A 22,692-nucleotide genomic window follows, 5' to 3' on the forward strand; every position below is an offset into this window, starting at 1 on the left:
CCCAAGAAGACCCCTCTCTTCCCGGAAACAGTTTTATGGGGCTAAGCTGACCTTAACCCCATGCGCCTGGAAACACCCCATGCCGTGCAGTGACCGCCGCGCTTGTGTTACATGAGGAGGATCCTCGTGAGGACATCGCCGAGGTTCTCGGCCACGAACTCAACCAGAGCCACGACGCGCGAGTAGTGCATGCGGGTCGGGCCGACGACGCCGAGAGCCCCCATGGGGACGCCCCGGACCTCGTACGGCGCACTCACGATGCTGCAGGGCTTCATGCTCGGGTGCCCTGCTTCGCGGCCGATCATCACGGTCACGCCCCTCGCTTCAACCACACCGGACAGAAGCGCGTAAAGCGCGTCGTCTTCGGCCAGAAACTCGAGCACCGTCCGGGCCTTCGAGATATCCTGGAACTCTGGCTGCTCGAGAAGATTCACCTGTCCATCGCTGTACACTTGCTCCTCGTGCCGGTCTTCCAGCGACTGCGCGATCGCCTCGAGCGCGGCGTCGACGAAGGTGTTGTACTCGTCGAGCTCTGCCTTGATCTCGCGCAGGAGCGAGGCGCCGATGCGAGACAGCGGAAGATTGGCAAGCCGCGAATTGAGGAACTCTGCGATGTTTGCCAGCTGCTGCCTCGTCAGCGGATGCCCCGTCGCAACGAGGTGAGTGCGAACGAAACCGGGATCAATTACGAGGACAACGAGCACATTCATGCTGTCAACCGGCAGGAGCTCGATCCGCTTGAATACGCCCGCCTTTGAGATCGGCGATAACACGAAAGCGGCGTACTTCGATAGCTGCGCTAGTATACGCGCCGTTTCCTCGATTATGAGCTCGATCTCGCGTCGCCTTTCCGCAAGGGTCCGCCTGATCCTCGCTCTCTCATCCTCGGATACGGGCTTGCGCTTCATGATGAAGTCGACGTAGAAGCGATATCCCTTCTCGGACGGAATGCGCCCCGCCGATGTATGAGGCTGTTCGAGGTAACCCGATTCCTCGAGATCCGCCATCTCATTCCTGATCGTGGCAGGACTGACTCCGAGGTTGTACCTACGCGCGATGGTGCGGGATCCTACCGGTTCCGCCGTGTTGATATAGTCATCGGTGACCGCTTCCAGTATGCGCCTCTTCCTGGCGTCCATGTCAGGCTGGAAGCCCATCACGGATCCCCCTTCGTCCTTTGTTAGCACTCACACAACCAGAGTGCTAAACTTCCCGCGATAAACATACCACCGGGCTTCGCCCTTTGTCAAGCGCGTTTTCGCGGCCCCGCGGCCCCGTCAGGCTGCAAGTCCTGCGGAGCGGTGCCCCGTCAACCCCAGCCATATGTGGTCCACTGTCAACGCCCCCATAGGGAGACGAGCGCACCAAGCGCGAAGATGACCGCTGCTTGGGTGAAGACCCCCCAAGGGAAGGCGAGGCGCCTGTGCCGGACAAGCCCGCTGTGGGATGGGAACAGGAGGCGGAGCCGCCCGTGCGGCCTGAAAGCTCTGGGGAATAGATACGCCGCAGCAACCTCCAGGTCGGGTAGCGCGCCCCCGAGGCCGCCAGCGATGGCCCGGACGTCGGCACCGGCAGCCAGCACGGCGAGGGCAAGCGCGCACGTGGCGATCACGTCTAGGGCGCCCCACCAGTGGTTGGTGTACTCGGAATGCGGCACCGCGTCCAGCACAGCATGGCTCACAAGACCCGTGCAGGCCGCGCTGATGGGGCCGGGCAGGACAGTCCCTATGGTGCCGCCTGCAATAAAGTGGGCTATGCAGTACACCTCGTGCTCCACCTCCGCGAAGTCGCACGGCCACGTGCCGCCCACTCGACGCCCGGTCGTTCGTGATTACGTTCAACGCGTGCGCCCGTCATCCTCCCTGTCCCCCACGATACATGATGGCGCGTATCGCGCGTCTCATGTAGCCCACCGCGCGCCGCATGCCTTCGCGGGTCACGGACGTGGCTGCGAGCGCCGCGCGCCGCGCGCTGGCAAGTTCGTCTACAAAGTCGATATGGTATCCGACGCCTAGAAGGTACACGTCGTAGCTGTGCTCCCCGGTCCTGTCGATGCGCACCGACGAAGGCGGCCTGTCCAACCCGGTGATGTCGTTCTCGGCCTTCTCCACGAGGTAAAGCCCGCAGGCAGACGCGACACCGAGGAGTGCGACGCACACCGCAAGCCCGGCCGCCCGGACGACGCTGCTCCGCCTCATCTCTGGATGTCCTCCAACACTGACGCGATCACGTCGGCAAGGAGCACCGCGGCCGACTCCGCTTCCTGCCTGGTGTTTTGCTCGCAGCCGATTTCCAGGATGACCGCCCTGTTGTGTACGTGCTGGTTCCACCTGGCGTCGTCGCGCACATTGATCCCTCTGGAGAGGCCAGGGTACATCTCATCCATCTTCGCGTTGAGCTGATAGGCAAAAGCCAGATTCTCGCGCCAATTCGGGTGAGGAAGCCCAAAGCGGTCGGTCGTCACGACGATGAACACCCTCGCCGCCCTCCGGCCGCCTATCTCCACCGTGGCCGGACTGGAGAGCCGGCTCGTCCCTGCGTCCCGGTGCACGTCGAAGACCATCTCGATCGTAGGGTACTTCTGAAGGGCCTCGGATACGGTCTTGTACGAGTTGGTGTACGCGTCCCTCCAGACTGGATAGTCATGAATCTTCCGGGAATGGACCACGGGAATGTTGTACTTCTCAGAAAGGGCCTTCGCGAGCGCGGCACCCACGGCGATCACGCCTTCCTCACTGCCCCACACGTGGTCAGCCCCGGAGGTGAGCCGATATGACTCGGAGCTGTGAGAATGGTAGATGAAGACAAGCGGTTTGTCGCCCCAGCTCCGGGTCGCGATCCGCCGCTCCTGCTCGGTTTCAGTTCCGGAGGGCGCCGGGCGCGGAACCACGACCGGAGGCTGCACGGGTTGCTGCGGCCGAACCTGGCCCGACGGTCCGCCTGACGGCGGGTGTTCGAGCGTGCTGCCCTCGTCGGGCGCGAGGCCCCCTTCAAGCGCCGGGGTGCCTGTGGTCCCAGGCCCTGTGCCACGGTCTTGAACCGCGTCGGCGCCAGCTCGCGACGCCACCGGGACCGCCTCCGACGGCACCCTGAATCCAGCGATTCCGATCGTGAGAAACGTGCTTGGGTCCTTTATGTCTGCCTGCGAAAGCGTCAGCAAGAGAGAGCGGATGGCCGAGCTCGCCGCATCGCGTGCGGTCGCGGCGCCGTTCGGGCGGATTCGGGCGAACATCGGAATGGCGCTCCCAACGAGGCCGTCTGGAGCTATGCCGCGAACCGCAGCCCGCGTTCCCTCTGCGATCCTTCGCTCACCTTCAAGCAGAAAGCCGCTCAACGCCGGAAGGACGTTTCCGCCCGATGGGGCGGTCCTGATCTCCAGGAAACCTGCCAAACCCACGCCGATGCCCAGAAGCAGCACAGCCGAGTACAGAAAAGCGGGGCCCCACGGCTTCGCCGTGCCGTGCGCGCCCGCAACCGGCCGAGCCTTGGACCAGCCTCGCCTGCTCAAGGACCACCTACGATTCCTCCACATGGACCCCATCCAACGTACCCCGCTTTCCCGGCCTCGGTCGCCAAGCTTGCCTGTCCAGCCGACCCAGAGCAAGCCCTGCCTGCTTAGCTCATATATATGACCGGGATGGGGGATTTAGACTCGCACCGGTCCATTGTGTCACCTAACCGCCAGTCCGGTGTCAGCCCGAAAGGTACGCGAGTATCCGGTCCCAATCCATGGACGGGTGAAGCGCCGCGTTAAGACCCCCTGCCACGACCGTGGCGAGGTCCTCAACGAGGTCATCGATCTCCTTGGGCGTGACCACGAGCGCACCGAAGTACGGGGCCAACGCCTGCCTGAGAAACTGCCTCCTCTCTGCCAGGCCCGGCGCCGGTTGAGGGGGCGCCCCCGGTCCTCCTGGGTGCGCTGTGCCGCCCTGCATGAACTCCATGGCGTCGAGTGCGATCGTCTCCGCTGCCACCACCGTGGGGACGCCGATGGCGATCACTGGGACGCCCAGGCTCTCTCTGGTGATCCCAAGTCGCTTGTTACCGACGCCCGACCCGGGCCTGATCCCCGTATCACCCATCTGAATTGTCGTCCCGAGCCGGCTGGTTGACATGGACGCAAGCGCGTCCACAACCACAACGAAGTCGGGCCTGACGTTGCTCACGATCCCCTTGATTATCTCCCCGGTCTCGATACCCGTGAGCCCCAGCACGCCGGGGGCGATGGCGCAAACCGGCCGCATGCCCCCGCGGAGCTCGGGAGGGACCAGGCCGTGAAGGTGCCTGGTAATAGTGAGGTACTCCACAGTCCTTGGGCCGAGGGCGTCCGGGGTGGCCTGCCAGTTGCCAAGGCCCGCCACGAGCACGGTCGCGTTCGGCGCCAAGGGTGCGAGCCTTGAGAATTCCCGTGCAAAGGTCTGCGCGAGTTCCTCCTGTACCTCCTTGCTCCGGCTCCGAAGGTGCGGGGACTCTATGGTAACGTAATTACCCTGCACCTTGCCAAGGGCCCGCGCGGCTTCCTCCGTGACGACTTTGACCCGGGTTATCGTCGCGTACCTGGTTCTTTCAGTCTCTGAGAGGACCCCGGGGATCTCTCCTCCCGTCCTGCGCGCCAGGAACTCGCGCGCCTCGACCGCGAGATCCGTGCGCACGCTGAAGCCGTTCCAGGTGGGACCCTGCGGCTCGTCCTTTGACGGTGGTGCGTCGTCCCTGCGCCGGACGCGCGGACCGAGTCCCCGTATCACGCGTAGGCTTCTCTTCCCAGACAGCCGCACTCATCATCACTCCCAAATTCGGCGATTTACACAGTGGACCCGACCACGGGCGCCGTTGCCCGGCTCGCGGTGCGCCAACTCAGCGGGCCTCGAGAGGAACGAGGAAATCGATGAACCCGACGGCCGCGCCGGCAATGACCGCTCCCTCTGGAGACACCGCCATTCCAGGAACGGCGAACTGGGCGAGATAGGTGGCAGCCGCACACGTCAAGAACCCCACGACCGCACGTACCTTGGCAGATGGCGGCCGCTTGAGCGACTTCTCTACGACGTAGCCCGCTGCAGCAGCGCCGAGGGCGGTCGGGATCGCGCCCGAGAAACCGCCTGCCGAAAAGCCCGGCATCACATAGCTCAAGCTCAGGATGACGAAGGCACACGCCAGGAACCTCGTTGCGGCTCCGAAGAGCACCTCCCAACCACCACACTGACCCGATATGGGGTCCTGCCTGTGTCGTATCTTTCCCAGGGGAACACCTCAGTATCCGTCGTGGTCCGAGTCCGCGCGAGCCTTGCCCACCTGTTGCAGTTGGGCGGCGCTCATGGTAGAATTGGTCTCGTGATCCGCGAAGTTGCAAGGAGGTTGAAGCGTTTGCCTAACATCAAGTCAGCGGCGAAGCGGGTGAAGACGGCCCGGGCGCGGGCCATCCGCAACGCGTCCACGAAGAGCTCGGTGAAAACTGCGGTCAAGAGGTACGAGGCGCAGCTCGCTCAGGGCGACCCCGGCACGGCCGAGATAGCCTTGCGTAGGGCTATGAGCGCACTTGACAAGGCGGCAAAGAAGGGCGTCATCCATAAGAACCAAGCGGCGCGGCGGAAGTCCAGGCTTGCTAAGAAACTGGTAGCGGCAGTCGGGGCCAAAGACGAAGCAGCGGCGGAGCAATAACAGGCGAATACGGCATGGCGCCCCGCGCGATCGTCAAAGCCGCGGGGTGGATGGCCCACCGGAGACGGTACGGGCGCGTGGACCCATCAGCCTCGCGCCCTGTGAGTGCACAAGCGCACGATGAGCTTTTCCAAAACGACGCTCTCCGGAGCAGCGGACGTCTTGAGGTCCACATCCGCCGCTGCCAGGGCGATGAGTGCATCCTCAAGGTCCTCGATGTCGAAATTCCGGGCCTGGGCCAAGCACTTGCGTATCATGAAATCCTGCAGATGGGTGACACCGGCGATGCCCTGCCGTGTCATGCCCTCGACCTGCAGGGTTTTCGTTTGCATGATGAGGCGAATCTGCCGGGCGACCATGCCGAGGATGCGCGCGGGCGCTTCACCGAAACCAAGGAGCCGACGTGCCGCGGCGACCGCCTTCGGCGTGTCCCGTTGCCCGATGGCATCCACGAGGTCGAATATACCGAGGCCGGGCTCGCCCGCGGACGCCGCCATCACATGTGCCAACGTGACGGCGCGTGGGGCGCCGGAACCACCAGGCGGCGGCGCTGCGGCGCTGCCTCCCGCGCCTATCCCCGCATAGTCACACGCCTTTTCCAAGCCTTGGGCAAGCCTGGCGGCGCTCGTGCCTAGGGTTCGCACCAGGTACTCGCTGGCCTCGGGCCTGAGGTTCACGCCGCGCTCCCTTGCCAGTGCTGCGAGCCACGAGGTCGCCTCGCTTTCGTAGAGGCGCCGGTACCGCACGACCATCCCCATCTGCGCCACCGCTCTGCAAGCCCACGTTCTCTCGTCAGCTGAGGCGGCCACCAGGATGGCGACGCTGGTCCGCGGCATTCTTTGCGTGGCGCTCACAACAGCCTTCTGCTCCTCTGCGCCGAGCTCGTCGAACCCACGCAGCACCACGACGCGCTTCGGGGCGAACGCCGGGGCTGACATGAGCGCTGCGATCACGGACTCAACGTCCGTCTCCCCCGCCCTGAAGACAGCAAGGTTGAAGTCACGCGTGTCCGGCTCGAGGCACGCATCGATGAGCTTCCGCACAGCCTCGTCTCGCAGGTGTTCCTCCTCTCCGTACAGGAGGTACACGGGTTTGAGCCTACCGGATTTCACGTCCGCCATCACGTCAGCCGGCCCGGCGGTCATCGCCTGATCGCTCCATTCCTGCCCGGTTCGCGCTTGCTGCTTGCGGCCGACACGTCGCTTCAGCTCTTCAAGCCCGTCCGCGCGATCCCCTGGATGAACTGACGCTGCACAAAGAAGAATCCGATCACTACAGGCAGTATAGCCATCGTGGATGCGGCCATCAAGAGGGTCGGCACAGTGCCATGCTCCTGCATGAACGTGGAGAGCCCCACCTGGATCGTGCGCATTCGGTCGCTGTTCGTCACGATGAGCGGCCAAAGGAAAGCGTTCCAGCTCCCGATGAACGTAAACAGGCCGCACGTGATGAACACTGGACGGGAGAGCGGCGCCATGACTTGCCACAGGTACCCAAAACGCGAGCACCCGTCTATCTGAGCCGCGTCGTAAAGCTCCTTGGGGATCGTCTGGAAGAACTGGCGCATCAGGAATATGCTGAACACGCTCCCCAGCCAAGGCACGATCAGCGCGTAGTAGGTGTCGATCCAGTTCAGCCTGAACAAGAGCACGTAGTTTGGAACCAGGGTCATCTGGTCTGGGATCATCATGGTGCCGAGGAAGAGCGTGAAGATGACTTCACGCCCGAAAAAGTTCATGGTCGCGAAGGCATAGGCCGCGAGCGCCGAGAAAACGAGCTGACCCACTGTGGTCGCGGTAGCCACGACCGCGCTGTTGAAGAAGTACCTCGCGAAGGGCGCTTCGTTCCACGCATCCACGTAGTTCGACCATACAAGGCGCGACGGTATCCACCTGATCGGCACGGTGAAGACCTCGCTGTAGTCCTTCAGCGACGTCGATATCATCCACGCGAACGGCGCGAGCATGATCACGGCGCCCGCTAACAGGAAAGCATGGATGCCGGCAGACCGAAGGATGCGGGCGACGGCCGCGCCTGGCCTATGCTTGGTCCTCACGTGGCTTGCTGTTTCATCCTTCATCGGTACACACGTCTCCTTCTCACTGGTAGTAAACCCGCGAGCCTATATACTTGCGCTGCAGGAGAGTAAGGGCGAAGATGATCACGAAAAGCGCGTACGCCATGGCGGACGCGTAACCCATCTTGAAATCCTCGAACCCCACCTTGTACAGATAGTACACCACCACGAGAGTGCTCTTGAGAGGCCCGCCTCGGGTCATCACATACACCTGGCTGAAGACCTGGAAGGACCCGATCACCGAGATGATGAGCACGAAGAACGTGGTCGGTGACAAGAGCGGCCACGTGATGTATCTGAAGATCGACCAGCCCCTGGCACCGTCGATCTGCGCCGCCTCGTAGTACTCGGAGGAGATGTTCTGCAGGCCCGCGAGGAAGATCACGACGTTGTATCCGAGCCCCTTCCAGATGCTCATCAGGATTATGCAGGGCATTGCCCATTTGGGGTCCAAGAGCCATGACTGAATGGGGAGGCCGAGCTTGTCCAAAATGCCGTTAAGAAGACCCGAATAGTCAGGATGGTATATCCAGAACCAGATGATCGCCACTGCGTTTGCAGCGGTGATGACCGGCAGGAAGTACACCGTGCGATACCAGGCAAGCCCCCTGATCTTCTGGTTGAGGAGGATGGCGACAACGAGCGCAACTGCCATGGACGTGGGGACAGTGCCTACGACGTAGTACACCGTGTTCAGGAGCGATGTCACGAAGTCGCTGTCCTTGAGCAGCGCCGCGTAGTTCGCGAACCCTACGAACTCCGGGTTCGGGCTTATGTAGTTCCAGTCGAGAAGGCTGACGTAAAACGCGTAGAATACCGGCGCGAAGTGGAACGTAACGAGCACCGCGAGAGACGGCAGGAGATATAGGTAAGCCGTGAGCGTCTCCCTAATGTACTTGCGCCGCGCGGCTGCGCCTTTAGATCGAGACGGTCGAACCGCCACCTCAAAGCACCACCTTCACAATGTGCCCGCGGGGCAGAGCCGGCCGGTCACCTTGATCCCAGCCATCCCACGAGCTTCAACATGAATTCTTCGTTGCCGAGGTCCGGACGAAAGTCGTAGGCCGAATATAGCGGCGCGCCCATGGCGACCACCCGGCCCTTGCCGACGTCTTCCGAGGCACACACCACCGGGCGAGACGTGTACGCGTGCCATGAACCCTTTCCGTTCGTGTCCACGCTGCACGCCTCATCGGCCCCGACCGCGAGGACCACGACCCCATCACTCGCATTGAGAGTGCCGAACGCGTCATCAGCGATCGAGCATCCCTGGCTCATGCGCACCGGCAGAGACACCGGGCCAAGAAGCCTCTCGCCATCGGCGGTGAGGATGCACGTGGCCGTTGAGCCGAACGCTGAACCCTCTCCTTTCTCCCGGACCTCGTCGTCCGAGAACCTCATCGAACAGCCAAGCGCCGTCAATATCGCATTGAGCTGATCCACGTCACGCTCGGGGTCTTCAGCGTCCGACGAGCCCGCAAGCACCAACGAGCCCCCGCTCGTCACGAACTCGCGCACCGCGGCGAGCTCGGATTCATCAAAGGTGGTCGGGGTGAGCGCGATACCCGGCTCGGGATTCGCGATGATGAGGATCGACGTTCCCCTCAGGCTCTCGGGTGTGATCCTTCCCTGGCACAGCACTCCCTCGTACCCGTTCGACGCCAGCGCGTCCAGGAAACTGCCTGCGAAACCACTCGCACGGTTATTGTGACCCTCGTCCACCACGACCCTGGGTAACGCTTCAGGAAGCACGTGGAGTTCAATCGAGTAAGCGTTCTCCGAATACGCGGGCATGGACGGGTCGATGACCGTGGCCACAACGGTGACGTCCCCGCTCACCGGGCACGCCCATTCGAGGGAGACCGGCACCGTGGCACCCGGGCCGACGTCTGTCTTGACCGCCCCGATGGGCATGCGTTGGCCGTCCGCCACCGCCGCGAACTCCACAATTGTGCCCGGCGCAGGTCCTGCGCCGAGGTTCACCACGTCGCCGCGCAGGTGCCCCGTCGCGCCCTTCTTGGCAAGCGGAACGTCGAACCGGAAGTCAGCCATCAAGAGGTCGGACCGGCTCTTTATCCAGATCGGGCTTGTGACCACCACATCTTTGTCCTTTTGCTCGATCCGCAGGTAATACCAGTTGTACCCATCCTTGGGCGTAATGCGCAGCGTCCGGTGGAAGGGCACGCCCGACGCACCCTCGTCGCCGGAACCCGGCAGCGTCGCGATCACGGTCCCACGGTTGGAGACCACCTCTGCCTTTTCCACGGCGTCGCCGGGATCCGGGTCAGACACATCGATGACGAACTCGGCAGGCCCAAGAGGGAGGGTCGACCCCATCCACTGCCCTTCGGCAGCGAACCGCACGCGAACGTTCTTGTCTTCGGTTGAGTAGGTGCGCATCGCCCGGAGCGCTTCCATGAGGTCCTCACGCGTGAGAGCGCGCGCCACCACGCCGGTCCTCGCGTCCGTCGCCGTGCCCCAATCGGCTCTGTGATTGTCCTGGCTGTTGATGGCTCCGAGATGCCATCCCCGGTCCAGGGCGCGAACGTATGACGCCTCATACTTGGTGTTCCCCGGATACGGCCCGGAGCCGACTTCGAGAAGCCTTATGGTCTTGTTGCCCTCAAGCGAGTACTTGAAGTCATCCCAGTTCCCCTGCTCGTTTCTTTGGGGGTGGTTGAAACTCGCTATGCCTTTGTTCTCGCTCATCCACCCGATGAGATCGTCAAAAGTCACCTGAACGTCGCGGGAGCAAGGCTCGGGGGCTTCAATGATGGATATGTGTCCAGCCCCGTGCGTCCACTCGGTCCCTCTGAAGGCAACGAACCTGCCTGGTTCCGTAAAACTCTTCGCCGCCTCCACAAGCGCTTCCCAGTGATGAGGGTTCTCGACCATGTAGTAACCATGCTCAGTGATCCCCAGAAAGTCGAGACCCGCGACGTCCCTCGCGTAAGCGTAAGCCTCCTCCGGAGTCAGCTCACCGTCGGAGTACGACGTATGAGAGTGGATGTACCCGAAGTAGAAGTCCCACTCCCCATCCTGCGCCGAGACCTGGCCTGAGGCCGTCGCCACCGCAGCAAGAACGCATATGATCGCGGACCACAGGAGCTTTCTTCCGCGGATCACGGGTCCTCCTCCTTCCCGCATGTGCACCGGACAAGGGTCCGGGGCAAGCCCCGCATAGCTGCCCCGGACCACCCGCCCGCATGCCTTGCCGTGTACCTCAGTGACACGAGACAAGAGCTACTTGGCTAGCAGAGCGTTGACTTTCTCGGCCGCCTTGTCCAAAGCCTGTTTGGGAGTGGCCTTCGCGAGGAACGCCTCTTCCACCGCCTGGCTGATGATATCGCGGATGTCCTGCCATTCCGCTATGTTCGGGTCGGTTACCGCGTACTTGAGCGCGTTGAGACTAGCAGCGTTTCTGGGGTTGGCGGCCATCCAGTCCTTCATTTGCTGCAGGTAGAGCGCGGACTTCCTGACGGGAATGTAGCCGGTGTTGATCGCCCAGTATGCAGTCTGGGTCGGGCTCGTGAGCCACTTCATGAACTTCCACGCGGCCTGTTGTTCCTCAGGGGTGGCGGAGGCGAACATTACGAGGTCCGTTCCTGCTACGGGCGCTGCCGGGGTCTTCTTATACGGAATCGGCCCTATGCCCCACTCGAACTTGTTCCCGACCGCCTGGTCTGTATACGAGTAACTCGCCGAGGTCGCGAAGTACCCGCACGTTCTGCCGGCCCCGAAGTCGGCATCGGCGTAGCCGGGGATATAGTAAGCCACCTTGTACTTGTGAAGCAGGTCCACCATGAACTGAAGGGCTTCGACACCCTCTGGGCTGTTGAAGACGGCTTTCTTGCCGCTTGCATCAAGATACCGACCGCCGTTCGTGAAGAGGAGGTTGGCGAAGTAGTCAACGTTGGGCCTGAGCACGATCCCATATCGCGTGATCTTGCCGTCCTTTACCACGGTCGTCGCCTTCGAGGCGATGAGAAGATCCTCCCACGTCTTGGGCGGTTCAAGGCCGGCTTCCTTCAGAGCTGTAAGATTGTAAATGTAGATGGCGACGCTTTTGTTGAACGGCAGGGTGTACATCTTGCCGTTGAACGTGCAGCCGACCCGTAGCTCCGGCCAGAAATCCTCCACTTCCTCCTTGGAAAGACCACCAGGCCCCGCGAAAAAGTCTTCAACCGGCTTCACGGCGCCGGATTTGACGTATTCAGCCACCCAGTTGCCGTAAGCCTGCGCCATCGTGGGAGGTTTCTTCGCAGCAAGCGCGGCCATTATCTTCTGGTTGAGCGCGCTATAGCTCCCCTGGTATTCGGTCTTCACGACTATGTCGGGATTCTGCTTTTGGAACTGGGCGACGAGCTCATCCAGGGCCTTCCCGAGGCCCGACCCCATTCCGTGCCAAAACGTTATCGTAACCTTGGAGCCTGCCGCCACAGGCGAGAATCCCGCAAGAAGCACGATGAGAAGGCTGAGGCTTATAACGCTGACAACAACTCGTTTCAACCGGTTCCCCCGAAGCGACGCGCCTCACCGCGCGCACCGGGGAATCCCCCCTTTCATGCTCGTTGTCCCGCCCTCAGGCGTCGTTCGGACCCTTTCCATCATCATTTGCGCTTTGACAACCATGCAAGGTCGGAAGAGCCCACTCTCACCTCCTTTTGACCCTCCTCTGTCGCCCGTCAGTCTGGGCATGCCGGGACAGCCGTATGACGCGGCTCGCCCTCCCCGCCACTTTCCTGGCGGACTTATAAAATTCTCCCCAAAATTCGTCATTCCTGCCATAGCTGAACCTTTCCTGTAAGAGACCTTGTCACCTCATCGTCGCATGGGAATGACCCTCAGCCTTCTGCCACACACGCGCGCGGTCACCGCGCCGTTTATGTCTGTCCTCAGCGTGGTGACAGCACCCCCGGACAGCAACTGCAGGGTGTCGCGCGCGGGGTGTCCGAAGTCGTTGGGACCAACCGATATGACGGCCCAAGACGGGGATACGGCCCGGAGGAACAGCGGGGGGCACGCGGCCGACGCCCCATGGTGCGGGACCTTGAGGATGTCAGCGTCAAGGTCCCAGGAGGCCTCCACGAGCGCCGAGAGGACCTCCGGGCCGGCATCTCCCGTCAGAAGAACCCTCGTGTTCGCGAACCTCATCATCATCACGACGGAGAGGTCGTTGAGGTCTTGAACCGCAGTGCCCGGACTGAGTCTGGACGGGCAGAGGATATCTATGGTGACGCCATCGCCCAGGTCCACACGGCCTCCCTGGGCGACTTCGACGACCGGGACGCTCCTAGCCTGCGCAGCGTCTGCCAACCGCACGTCGAGCTCCGGCCTCAGTCCCTCTGGGAGCCGAGGTCTCAGCAAAACACCTACATCAAGGCGCCTGAGCACTTCGAAAAGTCCGCCGATGTGATCCTGGTGTGGGTGCGTGGCGACAACGACGTCTAGACGCCTGACGCCGCGACGTTCCAGATACGGCACGACCGTGTCGGCGCCAGGGTCACGCCCTGTTGGGGCAAGGGAGCCTCCGGCGTCAACCAGCATGGTCCGACCAGCAGGGGTGCGGATGAAGCTCGAGTCGCCCTGGCCGACTGACAGGAACACGATCTCGAGCGCTCCCGGCCTCAGGACCGCGACCCACATCAAGACGGCGGCGGTGGCCAACCCGAGCACCACAAGATGGCGCCGGCGCAAAGCGACCGCGCGCCGCAGACGCCTGGGGCCGTCGGCCACGAACATCGAGAGATATAGGCACAGCACGGCCCAGAGAGGGGGCTGGGCCACAGGCAAAGACGCGAACGGCACGCGCCCAAGCGTCTGTATCAACCGCTCCAGCGCGAGCAGAACGAGTGAGTTTCCGGCGTTCAGGACGACCGCCACCGGAAGGCAGACCGTCCCGACGAGGGCCGCGACGAAACCCGCGACGACCGCTACCCCCGCAAGAGCAACGCACGGCACATTTGCGATGATGCCGATGAGGGACACCCGGCCGAAGTACCAAGCTACAAGCGGCGCCACACCGACCTGAGCCGCAAGCGACGCCGCAACGGTATCTGCGAGCCAGCCTGGGAGTCTCGCAAACATGCGCCTGAACCGGGGTGAAAGCTGCAGGATGCCGAGGACCGATGCGAAAGACATTTGGGCCCCTGGATCGAAGATCACAAAGGGATTCCGCCCTGCCATCACAAGGCCACTCAGATACAGGGCACCACGGGCGCTTGGGCGGCGTTTCCTCAGCGCCGCGGCGCCCGCACACGAGAGCATCAGGGCGGCCCGCACCGCGGACGGGCGCATGCCGCATGCGACCGCGTACAACCAGCCGCCCCCTACAGCGCAGATAAGAGCAACGCGCCCGCGAACGCCCAGGATTGCGAGAATGCCCCACAGGACCGCAGCCACTAGCCCGACGTGCAAGCCGGACACGGAAAAGAGATGCGCGGTACCAGTGGCCTGCGCCTCAACCTGCATGCCCTCCGGAGCGCTCCCGAACAGCATCGCTGAGAGAAGCTCCGCTTGCGGCTGGGGCAAAGTGGCGCGTGTCACCGCGATCATGCGCCGACGCACGTCTGCTGCCACCGTGGCCGCCCCGAAACGGCGACCCGGCCGAACAGACACTTCGCGGGAGCTGGCGACGTACAGCGTCCCCGAGACGCCTTTGCAGGCGAGCGCGGTTCTCGTGTCGCGCTCACCTGGGTTCGCGGGAGGTTGCGGAGGATAGAACCGTCCCGAGACCTCCACCACAGCACCTGGCAGCAGGCGGGCCCGAAGGTCCTCGTTACAGTTTACGACTAGGAGCAGCTTGGCGCCGGAGGCTCCCGGATGACCGTTTACCGACCGAACCCTGACCACGCCGCGCCATCGCCCGTCCGACGTCTCGTCGGGGACTCCGTCGATGACGCCCGCAAAGGTCGCCCTCGCAGCGCGGCCGAGGTCGCGCACAATGCGGTCAGGCTCCCGTTCCCACGAGGCCATCGCCATGGATACCATTCCAGCCAGAAACACAAAGGCCCACAACGCAAGGTTCTTGGAGCCAGGACGCGGCGCTGCACCGCCCCGGAATCGCTGCCACGGTCTTCGTGCGGCCCGTCGGTCACGCCAAGCTAAGATTCCGGCCGTTACCAGCAGGGATGCCGGGCCGAGGAGGGCAGTCGGCCCCCATGCCTTCATCATCACCGCACCGGAACCGAATAGAACGAGCGTACACCGGATGACCGCAGCTTGCTCCACTGTCTCGTGCCCCCGTCGCACCCAACCCGCTTCTAGGCCGGTACCCTCGACACGTGGCGGCGCGCCGCCAGCTCGGACACCTCGAGGCGCCCGTCAGTACACGGTGACGAAGTCCTTCAAAGCCTCGTACTTCTTCGCACCGATCCCTGGCACGTCCAAGAGTTGCTCCGGGCGTTCAAACCTTCCCAGGGCGTTGCGGTAATCAACTATCTTCTGGGCAAGGACCGGGCCTATGCCGGGAAGCGCATCCAGCTCGGTGAGACCGGCCGTGTTGATGTTGACGCGGCCGCGACCGCCCCCTGGCGCACTCGCGGGGTCGGCGTGCGTCTGGGCAGGACCTTCGGTCGGGCTCGTGCTCACGCCGGGCTGCTCGCGGGGTTTTACTGGAACGTACACCTGTGAGGAGTCGGACAACACCATAGCCATGTTCACTAGCTCGGCCCGCGCATCAGGAGCAAGCCCTCCCGCTGCCTTCACGGCGTCGGCCACGCGAGACCCGCGGGGAAGCGTATAGACACCAGGCTTCACGACCCCTCCGCATACGTGTACGGTCACCTCATGTTCCTGAGAGCAATCGCCTGTGGCCTCACCTCTCTCTGCTGCCTCCACGCTGCTGGTCGCGCGGGGTTCTGTCACCGCGCCCGGAATCACCACGACATCGTTTTCAGAAAGGCGCCTAGTGACGAGCACGACTGCGCCTGCGCAAAGCGCGAAGGCCACCACGCACAACACAAACCTCTGCCGCCTTGATAAGTCGAACACTGGATCACTCCCCCCAGCTTGTCTCCGCAGTTACCATAAATGTTCCATGTGCGGCAGAAAGTTCCTCTGGTGCCGGACTAGCCCACCAAGGCGGTTTCGGGGTGACACCGTGGGTGATTCTCAAGACGGCAACGCCCTCCGCCTACGGAGGCGGAGGGCGTCTCTTAGGTTTCATCGAGACCAGCGTTCCGCGAAGAATCGCTGCCCCCAATCAGTCAAAAAAAGTGGTGGAGACGATGGGAATCGAACCCACGACCTCGTGAATGCCATTCACGCGCTCTCCCAACTGAGCTACGTCCCCAGACACTTGATGCCTCATCACGACCATCGAACCGCGTTGCGCGTCATGCGGTTCACTGCGATTATAACAAACCATCCCGGCCAAGTCAAGACCGCCGAGCCTCGCGCCGCTCGGCGCACACGCCATCAAGACCTTGCCCTGCCCGGCCTTCAACAATCCGCGCGCCCCTGTACAGGCGCTCCAGATCGTAATACTCTCTCTCCCGGGCATGAAACACATGGACCACCGTGTCAGCATAGTCGAGGATTATCCAGCCACCCTCGACGGACCCTTCCCTATGCCTCGGCAGGATACCCTGCTCCTTAAGCTCGTTCAACACCGCATCAGCAATAGCCTTCACCTGCGTGCGGGACGTCCCGCTCGCTATCACGAAGTAATCTGCTATTATAGTCAGTTCCCGGACGTCCAGGACCAACACGTCCTGGGCTTTCTTGCCCTCTGCAGCCGCACGGGCCATCTCAGCTACGGATAGTGGGTCTATGCTTGCCCGCCTCCCATTCGCTCCGGCTCAGCTTGAAGCACGAGGAAATACCCGGGCTCCCTATGGCCACCTGCCGTACCGCGTCGCGCGGACCTACCTTCACGCAGGTCGAAAAACCGCCGCGCCCTATCAGTATCTTGGCTGACGCGGCCTCGCCTCGTTCACGATGATCTGTCTTCCGCCGATGTCAGCACCGTTCATGGCCGCAACCACGCGCTCGACATCCTCATCCTCGACCTCTACGAAGCCGAAACCCCTTGACCTCCCTGTCTCTCTGTCCGTAATCACTCTGCTGCCCTTGACATCCGCCACCGCCCTGAACGCCTCGGCAAGGTCCTCCTCTGTCACGGCCCAGGGCAAGTTCCCCACGTACAGGGTCTTTGTCACCGCGTACCACCTCCGCTTTATTATGAAAGAAAAACCAAGGCTGCAAGATACCTTGGTTCTCCATCCGCACATTCTATTCAGATCGTGGCGCGGCCGGCAAGCTCGTCACAGCCAACCAACGGCCGCTGTGCTACGTATAGGCTTTGACTGCCTCCGATCGGATTCCGCCTACGGAAAGACCTGAACCACGGAAACCCGCAAGACTACGCTATGATCTGGCAGGAGTTTTCACTTGAGTATGCACGCCGGCCGTGGCCTGCGTGCGCACGTGGCCTTAGCGCACCCAGCCTGACCTCCAACTCCTAGATTCCCCAGCTTCTGCGCGTCACCAAACTTATTATACCACCCATACCGGTTGCTGTAAACGCCCGCAGACGGACTTTGCACGCCATAGACCCGGCCCGGACGCTCAGAGATACAGCCCGGCCTTCCTGATGTAGTTTTCCACGCTTTCAGGCAGAAGATAGCGGATGGGGTCTCCATTCCTTACGCGTGCCCTTATATCCGAGGACGATATGGCAAGCGCGGGCACCTCGAGCACGAACACCCCGTGATCGGAAATAGCCCGGGCACGCTCGAGCTCCGCCTCAAGGCGGCTCGTACAATAGCCCGGCCTCGTCGCCGCTATGAACGCACACATCTTGAGCAGGTCGTGGGCGTCCTTCCATGTGAATATCTCGAGCGCGGCATCGGCGCCAGTGATGAAATAGAGATCCGTATCCGGCCCGTGCTTCGCGCGGAACTCCCTGACAGTGTCCACCGTATATGAGGGCCCCGGGCGATCCAGCTCGACCCTTGACACCTCAAAGTAAGGGTTCGTCGCGGTCGCGAGGACGGTCATCATGTAGCGGTCCCTGCCTGGGGATATCCGGACCCCGCGCTTGTGAGGCGGTTCACCCGACGGCACGAACACCACCACGTCAAGGCCAAACTTGGCCCTTGCAACTTCGGCTGTCACAAGGTGACCGTAGTGTATCGGATCAAACGTGCCGCCCATGATGCCCAGCCTTTTCGGGCGTCCTAGTCCTCCGCCCGGAGATTCGTCGCCCCTAGTCACGACTCGCCCTCCTCTCCGCCCCCCTTGCCAGAACAGGCGAAATCAGCCAGGGCGGACACGAGTTCACGCACGCCCTCCCCGGTTACCGCAGAAATCGCGTATACGCGGATTCCGCGGGACCCCAACGTCTCGAGGACCCTCCCCAGCCGACCTCTTGCCTCAGGCACGTCTATCTTGTTCGCCGCGACAACCATCGGACGCGCCGCAAGGTCCGGACTGTACAGCCGGAGCTCATTTTGCACGATCTCGAAGTCGCCGACTGGGTCCCGGTCCGGCGCTGCGAGGTCGAGAACATGGACGAGAACGCGCGTGCGTTCCACATGCCTTAGGAACTCATGGCCCAGGCCCGCCCCAGCGTGCGCACCCTCAATGAGCCCGGGAACGTCCGCCACGACGAAACTCCTGCCATCCCCCACGTCCACCACGCCCAAGTTCGGAACGAGCGTGGTGAAAGGGTAATCTGCAATGTTCGGCCTTGCCGCCGATATCCTTGATATCAGAGTGGACTTGCCCACGTTCGGCAGCCCCACGAGTCCCACATCCGCGAGGAGCTTGAGTTCCAGCTCGAGCCACCTCTCCTCGCCTGGCGTCCCTGGTTGCGCGTAACGCGGCGTCTGCCGACGCGGTGTGGCGAACCTCGCGTTTCCTCGGCCGCCTCTGCCGCCTTTCGCGACAACGGCGACCTGCCCGGCGGATACGAGATCCGCGAGGACCTCCCCTGTCGCGGCGTCTCGCACCACCGTCCCCGGTGGCACCTTGATGATCTCGTTGGCCCCGTTCCTGCCATGTTTGTTGGCACCCGCGCCTGGGTGCCCGTTTTCGGCCCGATAGTGCGTCTTGTGACGGAGGTCCATGAGGGTGTTCATCGAGCCGTCCGCCTGGACAATGACGTCTCCGCCATCGCCTCCGTCACCGCCGTCGGGGCCGCCTGCAGGAACGTACTTCTCGCGGCGGAAGCTCACCGCACCCCTTCCGCCGTCGCCGGCCTTGACGTAGATCCTTGCGATGTCCACGAACATGCGGTTCACCCCAGGGATATCTTTCCCCAGCCGCCTCACACGAAGCCCCACTGCACGACCCGCGGCGACTACTCACCAGGCGAAGCCCCTCCGGGAACTCGGCTCGCGGTTCTTGTGTTCGACGCCTTTCCCGCTTTCCCTTCTCAACCCACGCCCGCCGATGCCTAACGAAAACCCTCCGCAGGCCTCACCACCTGCCTGCGGAGGGTTTTCACCTTCACCCGGAACCACTGGAACCACACCCGCGCAGCCTCGGACGCGACGCGTCCCGTTCGCGGCAACGCAGCAGGCTCCTATGCCGCCGCCACCGCAATCTGGCCGCGAGTCACGGACCCCGCGAGCCTATGAACCAGCGGCCTCTACGGGGTACACGCTAACGCGCTTGGCGTCCTTTCCACAACGCTCGTACGACACGCGCCCGCTAACCTTGGCGTAGAGGGTGTCGTCACCGCCCACTCCCACGTTCGCACCCGGTCGAATCCTGGTGCCTCGCTGCCGGACGAGGATGCTGCCCGCGGGAACGAGCTCGCCCGCATGCTCCTTCACGCCCAGCCTTTTCGACCTCGAATCGCGCCCGTTTCTCGAGCTGCCTACGCCTTTCTTGTGAGCCATGCATCACACCTCCTCGCCATCAGAAGGGCTCTGTGAGACATCCTGACCCACCGCGGAGGCCTCGGGCAGGATGCGTTGAATGCAGACTTCTGTGAATGGCTGCCTGTGACCGTAGCGCCTTCTGTAGTTCTTCTTCGCCTTGTACTTGAAGACCAACAGCTTACGAGACTTCCCCTCGGAAACGACCTTGGCGACGACCTTCGCTCCCGGCACAACCGGGGTTCCGATCTTGACGACGCCCTCGTCGTCGGCGACCAAAAGGATACGATCGAACTCCACGGTCTCCCCAGGTTTCTGGCCGAGTTTCTCGACGCGCAGGGTATCGCCCTCGCGCACGCAGTATTGCTTGCCACCGGTCTCGACTACCGCATACATCCCGACTTTCGCGCTCCTCTCGCTTCGACTCGCCGGGAACAGGCACGCGCCTTGGCGTTCTGCGCGTTTTGCTCGAAAGCCCGTCCCGAGCGGCATGGCGACACGCGCCCACAGAGCCTAGTCTACCACACGCCGCTCCGCGGTGTCAAATGCGACGCGCCTCGTGTGACCTCGCGTCCTCATGCGCCACGGTTCGCGGAGCCGGCTTGCGCACTCGCCTCCCCAAGGCCAGCGCTCGCACCGGGGCCTCCACCCGCGAGATCCCGGGGCTTCGCGCGCGCATAGGTTCGAAACACCTTGGCTATCTCAACCTTGATCCTCTTGCCGACAAGCTTTCCGCCACCATCGATGTCCACGATGTATCCGTCGATGCGTGTTATGCCGTTACTGGGGTTCGAGGCATGCGGCTCCTGGACCTCCACCTCGAGCACGTCCCCAACGCTCACTGGAAGTGCGCGCTTCTCGACCTCCTCGCGGGTCCCGGTGATCACTACGTCCATATCCTCGATGTGAAGCGCGGGATTCCCTTTGACGTAAATGACCTTGCCTGTTTCCTGCTCTATCCTGGAGAGATTCGCGCCCCCCTGGCCTATCAAGAGCGCCGCAACGCTTGGATGCAGCGACACGAGCATCGCTTCCTCGGCCTGTCTCGCTGCCATCCGTCTTATCTCCTTCTCCGCTCGTAGCGCGAGCGTCTCCTCAGATAGCACACGGCCACGCCCGTCGCAGTACGGGCATGGGCGCGACAGCACGTCCTCGAGCCCCGGACGGGTCTTCTTCCGCGTCATCTCGAGGAGTCCCAAGTGCGTGAAGCCCAGCACTGTGGCGCGGGTCTTGTCCTTCCGGAGCTCTTCCTCGAGCCTCCTTATCACTTGTTGCCGTGCGTCCTCGGAGTCCATGTCGATGAAGTCGATTACGATGATACCTCCGATGTTCCGCAGCCTCAGTTGGTGAGCGATCTCGCTTGCGGCCTCAAGGTTTGTCTTCAGCACTGTGTCCTGCAGGTTGGTGGTGCCTATGAACCTGCCCGTATTGACGTCGATGCTTGTGAGGGCCTCGGTGTGGTCGAAAACCAGGTAACCGCCGCACGAGAGCCATACCCTCCGCCTAAGGGCCTTCTCGATCTCCTCCTCGATCCCGTAGTAGTCGAATATCGGCTCCTCCTCGGCGTAATACTTCAACTTCCCTTTGAGCTGAGGAGACATGATATTCAAGAGGTCCCTGGCCTTCTCAAACTCGTGGGCGTCGTCCACGATGAACTCGTCCACGTCCTCTGAGAAGAGGTCTCTCATTATGCGGTAGATGAGATCGTAATCGCGGTGCAAGAGAGCGGGAGCCCGAGTGCGGCGGGCCTTCATCTTGATGCGCCGCCACAGCTTCACAAGGAACCCGATCTCCTGCGTGATCTCCTTCTCGTCCTTTCCCTCCGCAGCTGTGCGCACGATGACACCGCAGCCCCGGGGTTTGGCCTTCGTAGCAAGCTTCTTCAGTCTGGCGCGCTCCTCATCATTGGATATCCTCCTGCTCACGCCCACGTAGTCTACGGTCGGCATCAAGACGACATTGCGTCCGGGCAGGGTGACTTGGGTGACGACCCGCGCGCCCTTCGTGCCGATGGGCTCCTTCGTGATCTGAACGATTATCTCCTGTCCTTCCTTAAGAACGTCCTTTATCGAAAGGGCCTTGATGTCCTCTACGTCCAAGTCATCGAACTGGCCTTCTCTCGCCTTGAGCGCGTCTTCCACATAGAGGAAGGCGTTGCGTTCGAGCCCAACGTCGACAAAGGCCGCTTGCATGCCCGGCAGCACGTTTTCCACGCGGCCTTTATATATGTTTCCGACATACCTCTGATGCGCCTGGCGTTCGATCTGGATCTCGACCAGGTGCCCGTTCTCTATGACAGCGGCTCGAGTCTCGCCCGGCCGCACATTCACCACTATTTGCTTTACCATATCATTTTCACTCCTCGACATAACTCCCCTGTGGGGAGGGCCAGGACGGGCACGCGAGGCATGCGACAGTCGCCTGCCCGTCGGGTTCATTCGCGTGGGAATGGGACGAGCTCCCCATTCCTCTCCACATAAAAGTCCTTTCGCACTATCCTTGCCCGGGCGCACGCGCGCCCGAGACCTGCGCGGCGCGCTATCTCACGCGCCACGTCGTCGGGCCGGACGTGCCCCGCTGGTCCGGCCGCCGCCAGCATCCGGACATGCGCCGCTCCGTCCCTCTGGTCGACGCCGAGAGCGTAGACCAAGGGTCGTATGTTGACCTCCTTTGTGCCCTTGGGCGTCGTGCGGATGACCCGAACGGAGTCCGCCCGGACGAATCCCTCGATCGCGGCCTCGACGGCATCCTGAGACGCTATGCCGTCGCCGCACTCAAAAACCATCTCGTAGGAGGCCGCGCGGATCACGGAGCTAAGAGGGGGTTCTCCGAAAGGAAGCACCATGCACCACATCAAGCGGAGCCCATCCGGCAGCAAGGGTTCAAGCCTTTCCTTCACCTCGTCTGCGCCCACCCTTTCGCGCAGCTCCACATCCACCAACTCGCACTCGCTCTCGACCCCGACCGGCAGCGCCGGCGAAAAAGACATACGCGGATGTGGATGGAACCCCTCTGTGAGGGCCACCGGTAGAGCGGCCCTGCGGACGGCCCTTTCGACCGCGCGAATGAAGTCAAGATGTGACATGAAACGCGCGGGGCCCTTCTTTGTCAGTCTGAGCCTGCAGGTGG

The 22,692-nt window shown here is 62.7% G+C and carries 22 protein-coding genes and 1 tRNA gene; 1 reads left to right on the forward strand and 22 read right to left on the reverse strand.

Annotation, left to right across the window (positions count from 1 at the left end):
* Positions 1-107: 107 nt before the first annotated feature.
* The 6 genes from hrcA to GX515_02675 form a co-directional block, all read right to left on the reverse strand.
* A complete protein-coding gene (gene hrcA / locus GX515_02650) occupies positions 108-1,157 on the reverse strand; it encodes a heat-inducible transcription repressor HrcA (GenBank protein ID HHY31914.1) in 1,050 nt (349 codons plus the stop codon).
* A gap of 179 nt (positions 1,158-1,336) precedes the next feature.
* On the reverse strand, positions 1,337-1,810 hold the full coding sequence (locus tag GX515_02655) for a hypothetical protein (protein HHY31915.1): 474 nt from the start codon (positions 1,808-1,810) through the stop codon (positions 1,337-1,339).
* Between the two features lie 43 nt (positions 1,811-1,853).
* Positions 1,854-2,198: a hypothetical protein gene (locus GX515_02660; protein ID HHY31916.1), complete on the reverse strand. Its 345-nt coding sequence runs from the start codon at positions 2,196-2,198 to the stop codon at positions 1,854-1,856.
* Complete coding sequence (locus tag GX515_02665; protein ID HHY31917.1) at positions 2,195-3,508, reverse strand: stage II sporulation protein P; 1,314 nt, start codon at positions 3,506-3,508, stop codon at positions 2,195-2,197. The genes GX515_02660 and GX515_02665 overlap by 4 nt, the downstream gene beginning before the upstream one ends.
* A gap of 184 nt (positions 3,509-3,692) precedes the next feature.
* Positions 3,693-4,742: a GPR endopeptidase gene (locus GX515_02670; protein ID HHY31918.1), complete on the reverse strand. Its 1,050-nt coding sequence runs from the start codon at positions 4,740-4,742 to the stop codon at positions 3,693-3,695.
* A gap of 112 nt (positions 4,743-4,854) precedes the next feature.
* Entirely contained in the window at positions 4,855-5,184 is a 330-nt protein-coding gene (locus GX515_02675) for a phage holin family protein (protein ID HHY31919.1), read from the reverse strand.
* A 180-nt stretch (positions 5,185-5,364) separates the two neighbouring features.
* Here GX515_02675 and rpsT point away from each other — a divergent pair, with 180 nt between their 5' ends.
* A complete protein-coding gene (gene rpsT, locus GX515_02680) occupies positions 5,365-5,658 on the forward strand; it encodes a 30S ribosomal protein S20 (GenBank protein HHY31920.1) in 294 nt (97 codons plus the stop codon).
* A gap of 86 nt (positions 5,659-5,744) precedes the next feature.
* Here rpsT and GX515_02685 read toward each other — a convergent pair whose 3' ends face one another.
* The 16 genes from GX515_02685 to GX515_02760 all read right to left on the reverse strand — a co-directional run bounded on the left by GX515_02685 (position 5,745) and on the right by GX515_02760 (position 22,648).
* On the reverse strand, positions 5,745-6,803 hold the full coding sequence (locus tag GX515_02685) for a hypothetical protein (protein HHY31921.1): 1,059 nt from the start codon (positions 6,801-6,803) through the stop codon (positions 5,745-5,747).
* 59 nt (positions 6,804-6,862) lie between these two features.
* Positions 6,863-7,738 (reverse strand): carbohydrate ABC transporter permease, encoded by an 876-nt coding sequence (locus tag GX515_02690; protein ID HHY31922.1) that lies wholly within the window; start codon positions 7,736-7,738, stop codon positions 6,863-6,865.
* A 19-nt stretch (positions 7,739-7,757) separates the two neighbouring features.
* A complete protein-coding gene (locus GX515_02695) occupies positions 7,758-8,627 on the reverse strand; it encodes a sugar ABC transporter permease (GenBank protein HHY31923.1) in 870 nt (289 codons plus the stop codon).
* A gap of 98 nt (positions 8,628-8,725) precedes the next feature.
* Positions 8,726-10,861: a CehA/McbA family metallohydrolase gene (locus tag GX515_02700; GenBank protein HHY31924.1), complete on the reverse strand. Its 2,136-nt coding sequence runs from the start codon at positions 10,859-10,861 to the stop codon at positions 8,726-8,728.
* A gap of 117 nt (positions 10,862-10,978) precedes the next feature.
* On the reverse strand, positions 10,979-12,244 hold the full coding sequence (locus GX515_02705; protein ID HHY31925.1) for an ABC transporter substrate-binding protein: 1,266 nt from the start codon (positions 12,242-12,244) through the stop codon (positions 10,979-10,981).
* 312 nt (positions 12,245-12,556) lie between these two features.
* Positions 12,557-14,965, reverse strand: coding sequence for a DNA internalization-related competence protein ComEC/Rec2 (locus GX515_02710; protein HHY31926.1), 2,409 nt, complete (start codon positions 14,963-14,965; stop codon positions 12,557-12,559).
* Positions 14,966-15,058: 93 nt separating this feature from the next.
* Positions 15,059-15,727 (reverse strand): ComEA family DNA-binding protein, encoded by a 669-nt coding sequence (locus tag GX515_02715; protein HHY31927.1) that lies wholly within the window; start codon positions 15,725-15,727, stop codon positions 15,059-15,061.
* 225 nt (positions 15,728-15,952) lie between these two features.
* Positions 15,953-16,028, reverse strand: a tRNA-Ala gene (locus tag GX515_02720).
* Positions 16,029-16,113: 85 nt separating this feature from the next.
* Positions 16,114-16,485, reverse strand: coding sequence for a ribosome silencing factor (rsfS, locus tag GX515_02725; GenBank protein ID HHY31928.1), 372 nt, complete (start codon positions 16,483-16,485; stop codon positions 16,114-16,116).
* 153 nt (positions 16,486-16,638) lie between these two features.
* Positions 16,639-16,896 carry an RNA-binding protein gene (locus GX515_02730; protein ID HHY31929.1) on the reverse strand — a complete coding sequence of 86 codons (258 nt, stop codon included), beginning with the start codon at positions 16,894-16,896 and terminating at the stop codon, positions 16,639-16,641.
* A gap of 409 nt (positions 16,897-17,305) precedes the next feature.
* Positions 17,306-17,893 (reverse strand): nicotinate-nucleotide adenylyltransferase, encoded by a 588-nt coding sequence (locus tag GX515_02735; protein HHY31930.1) that lies wholly within the window; start codon positions 17,891-17,893, stop codon positions 17,306-17,308.
* A 56-nt stretch (positions 17,894-17,949) separates the two neighbouring features.
* Entirely contained in the window at positions 17,950-18,972 is a 1,023-nt protein-coding gene (gene obgE, locus GX515_02740; protein HHY31931.1) for a GTPase ObgE, read from the reverse strand.
* A gap of 342 nt (positions 18,973-19,314) precedes the next feature.
* Complete coding sequence (gene rpmA / locus GX515_02745; protein ID HHY31932.1) at positions 19,315-19,584, reverse strand: 50S ribosomal protein L27; 270 nt, start codon at positions 19,582-19,584, stop codon at positions 19,315-19,317.
* A 3-nt stretch (positions 19,585-19,587) separates the two neighbouring features.
* On the reverse strand, positions 19,588-19,959 hold the full coding sequence (rplU, locus tag GX515_02750; GenBank protein ID HHY31933.1) for a 50S ribosomal protein L21: 372 nt from the start codon (positions 19,957-19,959) through the stop codon (positions 19,588-19,590).
* A 179-nt stretch (positions 19,960-20,138) separates the two neighbouring features.
* Positions 20,139-21,911 carry an Rne/Rng family ribonuclease gene (locus tag GX515_02755; protein HHY31934.1) on the reverse strand — a complete coding sequence of 591 codons (1,773 nt, stop codon included), beginning with the start codon at positions 21,909-21,911 and terminating at the stop codon, positions 20,139-20,141.
* Positions 21,912-21,997: 86 nt separating this feature from the next.
* Complete coding sequence (locus tag GX515_02760) at positions 21,998-22,648, reverse strand: DUF2344 domain-containing protein (GenBank protein ID HHY31935.1); 651 nt, start codon at positions 22,646-22,648, stop codon at positions 21,998-22,000.
* Positions 22,649-22,692: the final 44 nt, after the last annotated feature.

Source organism: Bacillota bacterium (assembly GCA_012842395.1).
Lineage (GTDB): Bacteria > Bacillota > SHA-98 > UBA4971 > UBA4971 > UBA6256.

Bases quoted from the DNA above. Each gene is read 5' to 3' on its own strand.
- hrcA (HHY31914.1), bottom strand. From the start codon at position 1,157: ATGGGCTTCCAGCCTGACATGGACGCCAGGAAGAGGCGCATACTGGAA.
- GX515_02660 (HHY31916.1), bottom strand. From the start codon at position 2,198: ATGAGGCGGAGCAGCGTCGTCCGGGCGGCCGGGCTTGCGGTGTGCGTC.
- GX515_02685 (HHY31921.1), bottom strand. From the start codon at position 6,803: ATGACCGCCGGGCCGGCTGACGTGATGGCGGACGTGAAATCCGGTAGG.
- GX515_02690 (HHY31922.1), bottom strand. From the start codon at position 7,738: ATGAAGGATGAAACAGCAAGCCACGTGAGGACCAAGCATAGGCCAGGC.
- rsfS (HHY31928.1), bottom strand. From the start codon at position 16,485: ATGGCCCGTGCGGCTGCAGAGGGCAAGAAAGCCCAGGACGTGTTGGTC.
- GX515_02735 (HHY31930.1), bottom strand. From the start codon at position 17,893: ATGGGCGGCACGTTTGATCCGATACACTACGGTCACCTTGTGACAGCC.
- obgE (HHY31931.1), bottom strand. From the start codon at position 18,972: ATGTTCGTGGACATCGCAAGGATCTACGTCAAGGCCGGCGACGGCGGA.
- rpmA (HHY31932.1), bottom strand. From the start codon at position 19,584: ATGGCTCACAAGAAAGGCGTAGGCAGCTCGAGAAACGGGCGCGATTCG.
- rplU (HHY31933.1), bottom strand. From the start codon at position 19,959: ATGTATGCGGTAGTCGAGACCGGTGGCAAGCAATACTGCGTGCGCGAG.
- GX515_02755 (HHY31934.1), bottom strand. From the start codon at position 21,911: ATGGTAAAGCAAATAGTGGTGAATGTGCGGCCGGGCGAGACTCGAGCC.
- GX515_02760 (HHY31935.1), bottom strand. From the start codon at position 22,648: ATGTCACATCTTGACTTCATTCGCGCGGTCGAAAGGGCCGTCCGCAGG.